The organism is Bacillus sp. MMSF_3353 (assembly GCF_030733445.1).
Lineage (GTDB): Bacteria > Bacillota > Bacilli > Bacillales > Bacillaceae_G > Bacillus_A > Bacillus_A wiedmannii.
The window spans coordinates 47,411-58,155 of record NZ_JASHJA010000022.1; the positions used below are offsets into that span (position 1 = coordinate 47,411).

The 10,745-nt window shown below is 35.0% G+C and carries 16 protein-coding genes and 1 pseudogene; 15 read left to right on the forward strand and 2 right to left on the reverse strand.

The window, feature by feature from the left end; all coding sequences use genetic code 11:
* Window positions 1-505 precede the first annotated feature (505 nt).
* On the forward strand, window positions 506-682 hold the full coding sequence (locus RBB48_RS25335; RefSeq protein WP_170958655.1) for a DUF6877 family protein: 177 nt from the start codon (window positions 506-508) through the stop codon (window positions 680-682).
* A complete protein-coding gene (locus tag RBB48_RS25340) occupies window positions 679-888 on the forward strand; it encodes a hypothetical protein (protein WP_223270653.1) in 210 nt (69 codons plus the stop codon). The genes RBB48_RS25335 and RBB48_RS25340 overlap by 4 nt, the downstream gene beginning before the upstream one ends.
* Window positions 889-1,386: 498 nt before the next feature.
* Here RBB48_RS25340 and RBB48_RS25345 read toward each other — a convergent pair whose 3' ends face one another.
* Window positions 1,387-1,671 (reverse strand): DUF4183 domain-containing protein, encoded by a 285-nt coding sequence (locus RBB48_RS25345; RefSeq protein ID WP_001123250.1) that lies wholly within the window; start codon window positions 1,669-1,671, stop codon window positions 1,387-1,389.
* A gap of 210 nt (window positions 1,672-1,881) precedes the next feature.
* Here RBB48_RS25345 and RBB48_RS25350 point away from each other — a divergent pair, with 210 nt between their 5' ends.
* From RBB48_RS25350 to RBB48_RS25410, 13 genes are all read left to right on the forward strand, one after another.
* On the forward strand, window positions 1,882-2,091 hold the full coding sequence (locus RBB48_RS25350; RefSeq protein WP_142291749.1) for a hypothetical protein: 210 nt from the start codon (window positions 1,882-1,884) through the stop codon (window positions 2,089-2,091).
* Between the two features lie 369 nt (window positions 2,092-2,460).
* Window positions 2,461-3,057 carry a hypothetical protein gene (locus tag RBB48_RS25355; RefSeq protein ID WP_000122592.1) on the forward strand — a complete coding sequence of 199 codons (597 nt, stop codon included), beginning with the start codon at window positions 2,461-2,463 and terminating at the stop codon, window positions 3,055-3,057.
* Between the two features lie 554 nt (window positions 3,058-3,611).
* Window positions 3,612-3,764, forward strand: coding sequence for a hypothetical protein (locus RBB48_RS25360; protein WP_157639288.1), 153 nt, complete (start codon window positions 3,612-3,614; stop codon window positions 3,762-3,764).
* Between the two features lie 220 nt (window positions 3,765-3,984).
* Complete coding sequence (locus tag RBB48_RS25365) at window positions 3,985-4,179, forward strand: hypothetical protein (protein ID WP_080000129.1); 195 nt, start codon at window positions 3,985-3,987, stop codon at window positions 4,177-4,179.
* A gap of 879 nt (window positions 4,180-5,058) precedes the next feature.
* Entirely contained in the window at window positions 5,059-5,283 is a 225-nt protein-coding gene (locus RBB48_RS25370; RefSeq protein WP_000390479.1) for a hypothetical protein, read from the forward strand.
* A 75-nt stretch (window positions 5,284-5,358) separates the two neighbouring features.
* On the forward strand, window positions 5,359-5,784 hold the full coding sequence (locus RBB48_RS25375) for a phage holin family protein (RefSeq protein WP_306008253.1): 426 nt from the start codon (window positions 5,359-5,361) through the stop codon (window positions 5,782-5,784).
* Between the two features lie 82 nt (window positions 5,785-5,866).
* Window positions 5,867-6,373: a YpiB family protein gene (locus RBB48_RS25380; RefSeq protein WP_088063570.1), complete on the forward strand. Its 507-nt coding sequence runs from the start codon at window positions 5,867-5,869 to the stop codon at window positions 6,371-6,373.
* 15 nt (window positions 6,374-6,388) lie between these two features.
* A complete protein-coding gene (locus RBB48_RS25385; protein WP_257131281.1) occupies window positions 6,389-6,835 on the forward strand; it encodes an MFS transporter in 447 nt (148 codons plus the stop codon).
* 559 nt (window positions 6,836-7,394) lie between these two features.
* Window positions 7,395-7,910 carry a dUTP diphosphatase gene (locus tag RBB48_RS25390; protein WP_097908713.1) on the forward strand — a complete coding sequence of 172 codons (516 nt, stop codon included), beginning with the start codon at window positions 7,395-7,397 and terminating at the stop codon, window positions 7,908-7,910.
* The gene (locus RBB48_RS25395; protein ID WP_306008254.1) at window positions 7,907-8,323 is read left to right on the forward strand and encodes a DUF1064 domain-containing protein; all 417 of its coding nucleotides are present in this window, start codon (window positions 7,907-7,909) and stop codon (window positions 8,321-8,323) included. The genes RBB48_RS25390 and RBB48_RS25395 overlap by 4 nt, the downstream gene beginning before the upstream one ends.
* A gap of 13 nt (window positions 8,324-8,336) precedes the next feature.
* Window positions 8,337-9,068: a 2-methylcitrate dehydratase gene (locus RBB48_RS25400; protein ID WP_097908709.1), complete on the forward strand. Its 732-nt coding sequence runs from the start codon at window positions 8,337-8,339 to the stop codon at window positions 9,066-9,068.
* Between the two features lie 69 nt (window positions 9,069-9,137).
* On the forward strand, window positions 9,138-10,031 hold the full coding sequence (locus tag RBB48_RS25405; protein ID WP_306008255.1) for a zinc-finger domain-containing protein: 894 nt from the start codon (window positions 9,138-9,140) through the stop codon (window positions 10,029-10,031).
* Between the two features lie 9 nt (window positions 10,032-10,040).
* Entirely contained in the window at window positions 10,041-10,466 is a 426-nt protein-coding gene (locus RBB48_RS25410; RefSeq protein WP_306008256.1) for a hypothetical protein, read from the forward strand.
* Between the two features lie 59 nt (window positions 10,467-10,525).
* Here the strand turns inward: RBB48_RS25410 and RBB48_RS25415 are convergent.
* Window positions 10,526-10,745 (reverse strand): annotated as a pseudogene (locus tag RBB48_RS25415) (sulfotransferase family 2 domain-containing protein); the annotation flags it as partial.

Here is a 10,745-nt window from a genome sequence, read left to right on the forward strand (position 1 = left end):
TTAAATGTGAAGAAAAAGTCAACAAAAGGTCAACGTAAAGTCAATGAAAATTCAATAAAAATACTATTTGGTAAGTACATGTAAAAAAGAGCGCCTTGTAAAGGCACACTTTGTAAAGTTTTTTTCTACTGTCGTGTTTTTTTATAGAGTTGAAAGCTATTATCCCACTTATAAAACTAGGCAGTGGGCTCCAAAAGAAGAACCCCTATCGACCAGTTACTAGGGTGACAGTTAAGAAAAGGAGTGGTACTAAAATAATCATTATAAAAGATATTCTTTGATATGGATTTATATAAAAACGCCCCTTTATAGATATATAGTAGTGTATTTATATTTACAATTCAGTAGCTTTGAAAGTTCATTATTTTTAGTAAAGATTTCACTTGGTCACAAATAAAAGAGCAGCTAGCAAAAGCTAACTGCTTTTATAAGAAAATCGGAGAAAGATAACCATGTGTCTAAAGTATTGACGGAATTTTGAGTTTTATTCAGGAGAGAGAAAGAAATGACATATTTAGAGCAAATAAATAAGCTTTCTTCACAATTACCTTTAGTAGTTCTTCAAGATATTCATAATCATGTAAGAGATTGGTTGGCAAGTGGTGGAGAAGAAAATGATTCGTATATTGGTCAGAAATTACGATTCGCAGAAAATTATCTAAAGGCGAGAGGGACAGAATGAAATGCAAACATAAGTGGATTGACATGGAAGATGGAACAAATGACAAGTTCTGTGTGAAATGTAGCCAAAAGGTGAAACAAATGCAAATTGCATTACCTATAAGTATTTCTATTAGCGTTAGTGCAGCTTTACCAATGGCGAGTGAGAAAATGACTATAATCTCATATGGGAGTTTACAAGAATTTTATAAAGATGAAGGAGTTTAATAAAGAAAGAGGATTCGGAATTCAACCCTTGGGAAATGCAACAAAATAGTTATTTTAATAAAAGAAACCCCGATTGTTTGCGGGGTTTCTAAGGGTAATCGTCAAGTAATGAGGTAATCGACTAATTAACCATATCATGAGTTTTTTTGTAAATGTGTCCGAATAGATAAGGTCATCATTTTGAACAAAAACGCTATTTTATAAAAAAAGAGAAGCGCTTAATCAAGACGCTCCTCTTAATGCCAATATACAATAACTATTCCATTATAATGTATAAGCGTAAAATATTTAACAATTAGCTATGTGGTAAAAATTTCATTTTGTATTAGTTTAAAACTAAAAAAGAGCACCATATAAGTGCTCTTTTCAAGAGTGAGTATAAATACCAATCATCCTATAATAGTATATGCACCGCATTATGTAGTTGCTACTAAAATTAACTTCATTTTTTAAAATTAGAGGTTTCTTTTAATGAAACCTCTAAAAAGATAACTAAATTTACGTTATTGTAAATTCGATTGCGATAGGAGTTCCTCCATCTAGGACAGCTCCTCCTACAATAGTAGCAGCTGTAGTAGTCACACCAGTAATAGTATCCCCTGTTTGAATAACGCCATTAATATAAAGTGTTAAAAAAGCATAAGAAGCAGGGAATGTTGTTACAGCACCAGTGTCATCAGTGAAGTCTGTGTTAGCAAAAGTTAAATCTGCTCCAGCGACAGTCCCTGTTGCTGCTGTACTTACAAATCGTCTTCCAGCTATAAAGGGCTTAACGATAGGCATTTATGTTCACCTCTTTTTTGAGAATAAACTCAGACAAGTTTTTTGAAAGTCTTGTCCTGTATTTTATTCTATGTTGTGCTTCTTTTAAAAGATACGGCTTGTATACTAGTAAAAAATTATAATTATTATGTGTTTAATAGATGCTGTATAAATTTAAATAAAATAATTCGTTTATAAGTGAGTAGATCGAACGGAGGGGAACCGTATCGTATGAATCAATTGTCATTTTTTAAAGACATCGATGAAAAGGAGATGCATAGACTTGTGGTGAAGGAGCTGAAAAACTACAAAGCATTGTGCGTCCGGATGAAAAATCAAGAAGAACAGGCTCGAGCGGGGGGCATCGTTCTTTTTCCTAAAATGAAAGGTGACGAAAAGAATCATGAGATACGTGTTAAACAAATTGAACGGACGTTGTAACATCTCTTGATGAAGAGGAACGTAGGATAATAGGGAATCGAAAGGTTAAAGATTCGTTTGTGTACAACGAATTTATGATAAAGCGTGATCCGTTTTATCATAAAGAAAAAAGTGATATTCAGTTGATAGCTACAGCTGTGGGGATTATATAAACTTAGTTTTGAGGTATCGGAAATGGGATTCTAGTATTTTGTAATGTTGTATAGATTGGTTAAGATGAGGTTGTTCTGCTTTACATGTTATATTATTTCCCTGCCCTGCCAATTGGTAGGTTTTTTTCATTCTATTAAAAATAATAATAGCTCGTCCAAACCTTTTAAATCTATCTTACATAGTATGTAGTAATAAATTTAAAAGGGGGAAACTAGTATGTCTTATTCCTACTATGATCATTGTAAGGATAACAAAAAGAAATATCATGATTGTCATAAAAGTAGTAAGAGTTATGACAAATGTGATAAAAAACATGATGAAAAGCCTTGGGTTAATGTAAAAGTGAATTGTTGTTCTGATGATAACCAATACAATCTTGTAAGAGCGTCTGCTTTTAGAGCTGTGAGCACAGTTAATCAGATTGTGCCAGCAAATACTTTTGTAAAAGTCTTATTCCAAAATGAACAATTTGATTTAGCAAATGAATATAACCCTGCAACATCCATTTTTATACCAAAGACAAGGGGTGTTTATTCTGTTATTGGAACAATTGCGTTCATTCCCAATAATCTAAACGTAAACTATAGAGCGCGGGTAGAAATTCGAGTTAATGGAAATCCAGCAATTGCAATAGATAATGATTTTTTTGGTCCAATAAACTTTGCTAATGTTGTTGCCGTTTCATCAATAATTCAATTGAATGCTGGGGATGTAGTCGAGGTTTTTGCACAAAGTAGCGTAGCTGGAGTTATCTCTACTGTAGAAAATAGTACGCATTTTGAAGCTGCAAGATTTCCGTCTCCAACAGAATAAGTGATATGAAATCCATCAGTAATCTTATCTAAGTAAAGTCACTAATTTATATTTGACCTGCATAAATGCAGGGCTTTTTTTCGATAAAAAGGGAACGTTTCCGGGGATTTCTCAAAACAGAATCAATATTACTCTATATCTATACAGTTCTTTGAAAGAAGAATAGTGTGGGGATAGCGTAGCCCCTTTATCAAAACGTTACCGGAGAACGGGCAAGGGCGGTAAGAATCCGCAAGAAGGACGAAAAGACCAATTGAATTTATATAGTCAGCCACGATGTGTGAGTGTCGTGGCTTTTGTGTTTCTTATTGAGCCTGGTATATTTGCTGGGTTGATTGGTGATATAAACGTTTGATATACAGGTGCTTTAATTATATATAGGGGATTGCTCTTTTTCGTTTGCCCCTTTACATATATTGAAGAGTGTAGGACAGGCTCACTCGCTTGTATCTACCTTATTTCAATACTCATAAGAAACTCTTTATCACATTAAGAGCATCTACTGGCGCAGGTGCTCTCTTTTTATTGAACAAAATGGGGGAGGGTTGTTATAAATGATAGGGCTTAATCCACTCCATGAATGGTGGAAGATGAGTAGTTACACAAAATGGTATCACTACTTCTGGTTGACGCCAATAATTGCAGTGTTTCTCGGAATAGCTTGGGTAGTTTTAACAATCGTTGATTCTGTTTTATTTAAGAAATAGGAATGATGCCGAATGATAAGACCAATATCAATTATCGTAGACGCTGCCATGATCTGGTTGGTGTCTTGTTTGTTGTTAAGGAAAGATAAGGGGCGAGGCAGACTTGCAAATTGGAATATTATTAGTGTAAAACAAAAAACATAGGCTAGTAAACAAGCTGTTTTCAACTTTTATTCATAGAATATGATGAATTCTATTTTTAGAGGAGGGAATCATATCTATGGGATGCAACAATAATTTTGGACATTCTCGAGATTGCAATAGATTTTGGGATGATTTAGTATTTTGCGGATGCGGTCGTAGACGCAGAAGAAACGATTTTAACGACTGTCATTGTAGACGTGACTGCGATTGTGATGAGTGTCGTCGCAGACGTAATCATGACCGTGATCGTGATGATCGTCGAGATTGGTAAAGCCTTTTAAAAGAGTGCATATCTTTATAGCACTCTTTTTTATTAAGATTTTTAATACTTAATAATTTGAAAGGCGCAGTCTCAATTGGATTTAGCGTTTAACAAAACAAACGAACGAAAAAGAAAAGTAAGAATCAAATGATTCCTGCTAGGTGGAGATATAAGATGGATAATCCGATAGTGCTAATAAATTCTGGTGAAATGTAAAAATCTGATTTAAATCCGTTTGGTGTTTTGATTTTAAGGTTCATGTCCCGACTCCCTTAGCTCTTTTTTATCTTACATTGCTATATACAAACCAAAAGGAAGTTCGTAACAAATAAACGAGAAATATTTTTAAATAAAATTTATTTAGCAATCAGCATAAGTAGTGAACTCATGAAAATATAAAAACTTGAACGTGAGGTGACAGGTGAAATGTAGATGGCGAGACAGCGTAGTCCAGACCGTGATAAAGTATTTGGCTTAGTTACATAAAATAGAAGATATGAGTAAGTGAAGAAACGGCATAAAAAGAAGCGTAATTCGTCAAAGGAACATAATGATCCATTACCATCAAGTTAAGAAATTTATTGTTTCCGATTAATAGTAACGTTTTTATGTGATTGTTATTGATTTTAAAAAATAAAAAATCGCCTTATTTAAAGGCGATTCATAATTTATTTATAAGAGATTACATTAATAAACAACAAGATAGCAACGTTAGAAGAGTTAGTTCGAAAATTAATAAATGAGAAATCAGAGCAGCCGTAAGCTGTTTTTATTTTGCACAAAATACGGATTTTGTATGGGATTTCCTGCGATAAATTCACCATGAATAAGGTTGTCTCATATCATGTAAAGATTGCTTTATTAAGATGATAAAAGGATGTGAACGTATTGGAAGATGTTTATGTGAAAATTGATAGTTTAAAAGCAGAACAAAAAGAAATCATGCGAGATATTCGTAATTTAGAAACCCGCACAACAATTAATGAGAAAGACATAGCAACAATTAATAAGCAATTAGAAAAGATTAGCATGAATACAACTTGGATTTTGCGAATTATTATTAGCGCAATCACTATGTCAGTTTTGGGTTTAATATTAAAAGGGATGATTTAAAATATAAAAATAAAAGTACTTATTAAGAGAGGGACAAGCGTCTCTCTTTTTTTATTATAAATAAGGAGTGAAAAGATGGATCGTATGGATGTATTACTGAAAGCATTTATAGTTTTATTCGGTGGCTTCTGCGGATACTTTTTGGGAGGACGGGATACAACGTTGAAAGTTCTTGTTATTATGGCAGCAATTGACTATATTACCGGTGTATTCGCAGCAGGAATTAATGGAGACCTAAAAAGTAAAGTTGGTTTTAAAGGCATCGCCAAAAAGGTGGTGCTTTTTCTTTTGGTCGCAGCAGCCACACAAGCTGATGCAGTTATGGGAACAAACAGTGCAATTCGTGAAGCGACGATTTTCTTCTTCATTGGGAATGAATTACTTTCACTTTTAGAAAATGCAGGTCGTATCGGAATCCCTTTACCATCAGCTTTAACTAATACGGTTGAAATTTTAGATGGGAAACAAAAACAAACGGAGAAAAAAGGAGTGGATCAATAATGGGACAAATAAGCAGCAACGCAAAAAGAAAATTGGAATGCTTGGATAGAAAAATTTGAAGGATGGAAAAGGGGGTTACTGCATGAGCATCGTGTCGGTTGAGAAAAAGCGTGAGTTTATTGAATGGTTCAAAGAGCATTACAAAATGAAATGGAGAGAGTGCCTTTGGATTTTGGAATATTTACTGAAAAATGAAGGGGCATTAAAAAGGGTTCATTTTGTAGAACGAGTTAAATTCGATAAACCAATTTCATTGTTTATGTCTACGCAATGCACAAAAACAGTACCATTTAAATTTTATAAAAACAATTTAGTTTCTGATGATCCAGACAAAGCTTTTGATCAGATCCGTTTTAATCAAAAAGAAACAATTTTTATTGAATTAAACTTCGCTGATAAATCCAGATATCCGTTATTCATTGAGGTATTAGAAGGTGAAGTATCTGATGAAACAGATATACCTTTTACTGAAAGATTGGAACTAGCACAGGTAGTTAATGATTTAGAAAAACTCGCCAAAGCACAACTTATCGATCATGCACTAGACACAAGAAACGAAGAATTGTTCCGTAAGTTGATTGCGAATTAAGGGAGAGGTGGAAGAATGGTGGTCCTTTACAAATTCAAACTCACAACTATTTTCGAACATTGGCCAAATGAAAAATTTGTAGTAGCGGAAACGGAAGGAAAAGCAAGATTCCTGTACTGGCAGAAGTTCAGAACAAGATTTCTAACAATGCCAATGGTTGAATTTATGAAGTTTGTAAAGTGCGAGAATGAAGGCGTTTTTGATATCAAGCGCATGTACAGCGCAGAGAAAGCTTTCAAGAAAATGCAGAATTATCGCAACCTGCATTTCGCTTACATGGGTATGCGAGTAAATATAGCTGGCATGTGGGGTACGATCGTCGGAAACTGGAAAACTCATTTGTTCGTTTTGTTCGATGGAGAAATTGAGAAGCACAACTGTCATCCTTTTTGGGAAATTGCTTACTACGATGATGAGGGGAAAGTGGTGCAAAACTCCCAAAAAGGAGAGTATGCGGTATAAGTAAAAAAGGACGAGCAGTCGTACCTGCCGTCCTTTATAGGAGAAAAATTATTCTGGATTAGAACTACGAATAACCAGAAAACGCGCTTTAAAACAGTGTTGTCAAAGATGTAATAATCTATGCAACAAAAAGCTTAGTCGGAATTCAAAACACCAAATGGCTTGCATTGGCAACAGGCTCAAAAGTAGTATATGTAAAATGAAAAATTCCATACAAAAAGCAGACAACATTTTCGGTTGTCTGCCAGTTAGTCGAATGAGTTAGCTAATTGTGATAAATTGCATTCCCATTGCGAGAAGAGTGAAGCTGCTAGTTCAAACAGCTTGTTGGTATTATTTTCGATATTTTTAAAAATATACAGTAAGAATTAGAAAAGTGATGAACCAATCTGCCTCTTACTGTAAAAGAAGGAAGTACCAGCCGTGGATTAAGCGGCTTGAAAATAGTATGTATTGATTTTTGAAAAATATTCAAGGGGTGAAGAAACATGGAATGTGCACAAAATGCTGTATATGAAATCACTCAGTTAATTAGTGAAGCGAAAGGGGAAAAACGATAATGAACATCGCAAAATTACGTGGATTACAAAAGATACTTGATAATCGGATTATTAAACAACATGGTTTGGAAGGTCAAAACTTAGTTAGTAATTTAATCTTAGCGCTACAGGTTGAAATTGCTGAATTAGCAAACGAAACAGGTTGTTTTAAACATTGGAGTAATAAAGGCCCAAGTGAAAGAGAAACCATTCTGACAGAGTTTGTGGATGGACTGCATTTTATTTTAAGTATCAGCAATCAGTTAGATGTGAAAATAGAGTTTCGGTGCGAGGATGAAACAGAAAAAACAATCGTTGGAACATTTAACAAGCTATTTTATTACGTAGGAGATATGTGGGATACAGCACACAATTATCCAAGTAGTAAATTGCAATTAGCGGATGATGTGGAAACAATTTTTAACTTGTTTATGGAATTAGGAACAAAACACCTCGGCTTTACTCATGAAGACATAGAACAATCATACTTGGAAAAGAACAAAGTAAATCATCAACGTCAGGATGAAAACTATTGAGTAAGTACAATAACAAGAAAGTTAAACTTGATAGCCATGTATTCGATAGTAAAGCAGAAGCGGATTATTACACGGGTTTAAAAGTTCGCAAAGCTGCAGGTGAAATTACGAGCTTTGAATTACAGCCGAGATTTACATTGCAACCGGCATTTACAAAGAACGGTAAGAAATTTAAGGCAATTACATATAGTGCAGACTTCATGGTCTATTTGCCAAATAGTGATGTGGAAGTCGTAGACATAAAGGGTATGGTGACGGAAACATTCGCGGTGAAAAAGAAGGTGTTCGAATATAAATATCCACACTTACAACTCATTCTTTTAAAGCATGTTATCAAATATGGCGGATTCATCACACTAGATGAGTACAACAAATTAAAGCGTGAAGAGAAAAAACTAAAACAAGCGAAATAAGGGAGCGGATCATATGTCATATATCGAATTCAAACCAACTTTAAAGAAAGTAAATCTTAAACCTGATGGTAAGAAAGAAATTGTTTTGGAAGTAACGGATTCATCATTGCGCGGTAAGTTGGATGTACTTTCCGAAATGATCGATACAAAAGTATTTATCTCGCTGGAATCCATGCAGGTTAATTTCAACGTTACTGTTAACGCAAAAACGAACGAACCAGTAACGCAGTATGAGGTTGATGACAAAGGGTTTGTGAAAGAAGTAAAGGCATCATTTGAACAGTTAGAAGCTGATTTCGATATTCCAGAAGAGAAAATTCCAACTCGTGAAGAGAAAGAGCAAGCGGATCGTGAAATTGTAGATGCGTTTATCATCAGCGGGCTCGCTCCAGGTTTAGATGATTTACCGCATGATTTTGCTTACATTGTAAAACGAAAACTTGAAGGAGAGTCATATCTAAAGTTAGCAAATGAGCTGAAAATTTCTAACGTGAAGCTGATTGAAATGATAGATGATTACCGCGCTCGTATCGCACCAATGGCAATTAAATGGCACGAATGGAAAGAGAAACAGCCAGATGTAGCAGAGCAGCCAAAAGCAGAAGAGAAACCGAAGGAAGAAACAGAGACAGAAGAAACGGTTGTCACGGAAGAAGAGCAAGTACAAGTGGAAGAATCGGAATCTTCTGATGGATTTGAAGTCTCTGATGAGGACAAGCCTTTTGATGAAACATTAGAAGACTAATAAATACAGGTTGGTAGTATGACAATTTCGTTGTACTACCTCCCTTTCAATCTCATATGGGGTGATGGATTGAACAAAAAGGAGAAACGGCAGGTCCGACTTAGGATTTTAAATATACAAGATGGTCACTGTAAAGCGTGTAAAACTGTTCCGAAATCAATTGGAAACAATTATGCAATAGCGCGTTGGTGTTCAGAGAACTGTGAAATCGGTAAAAATCTAAAAAACTTAGGTGAGAGCCTACTCGAGGAGAGAACGGAACATATGGCTGAACAAAAAAACTGGGATCAAATTTGTGCAACTGCTGAAAAATTACGTGAAGCGGATAGTAAGAAATGGACTTGGGGAGTTATCGCAGCAGAGTTTGGAGTAACAGAAGGGAATTTATATTATCACGTTTCAAAAAGACGCGAAGCAAATGCAACGCCTGATAAGTGTGTAGGCGCACCAAAGAAACCTCAGAATACAAAACCATCACAACAACCTCAAAACGGCGAGAAAACGAAATCCGAACTACCAAAATTTAATTCTGTAGTAGCTACACATATCGAGAAAGTAGAAACGCTAGATGTTTCTTGGAAAGAGCGATTAAATGACATTCTTTGTGAAAAAGATGTACTTCAAAAAGAACTAAACGAAGTATCGAAACTGTACGAAGAATTAAAAGTTATAAAAGAAAAACTAGCGCAAGATTTCATTGCTGAAAAGAAAGCACGCTTTGAAGCGGATGATGCACTCAAACTCATGCAAGATCAGCTACAATCTCGTGATGAGGATTACAACACGTTATTAAATGAATTTAATTCAATTACAGAAAAGAACCATGAATTACATCATGACCTTCAAAAAATGCATATCCAAGTTGGCGCTGCAAATGAAACAGCAGAGATGGAAAGAAAGCATCGTATTGAGCTACAAGGTAAAACACAAGCGCTTGGTATGGCGCTAAAAGTAGTCTTATAGGTGAGCGATATGAAACTGACAAAAGAAGAGCGAAAAGAGCTCACATACCAAATTGGTGACATTATCGAACAAAAATGTAGACGTTGTTATTACAATCGTACATCAAACGAATGTTTCAGTATCAATGAATGTAAAGCATGCCCGACTGGTGATGAGTTACGCCAGTTGGGTAGATATTTTGATACACAGCCTAAAAAGAATGGTGGACCTAGAAGGGAAGCTCCGAGTGGTTTAACACCTGAGGTTGTCAGGATTTTAAATATACAGGGTATACCGGATAAAGATATTGGTATTATGTATGATCTTAGCTCCTCGTATGTTGGGAAAAAGAAAAAACAATGGAAACAAGCAGGTATTTGGAAAGGGCCAACTGATATGAGAGAGATAAAAAAGGCACTGTCTCCAGTGTCCCAACTTACTACGAGAGTTTTATGAGGAAACTTAAATAGGTGAATTTAAGTTTCTCTATAATATATGAAACTGCAATTAGAAAATCACGTATTTTTTAAAGGAGTTAATGGGTATTTGTATGTGCTGAAATCCTTATTAAAAACATCTTGTACTAATTGGATAGTTTCATGATCATAAAAACTATCGTACGTTGGAAGGCGTGGAAATAAAGGATCAGTAATATCAACATCTGCAAAATTACCTCTAAAAATCGCCCTGTCTTTCTGATGATGCCATGATTTGGTTAGTATGTGTAAAGGAGAA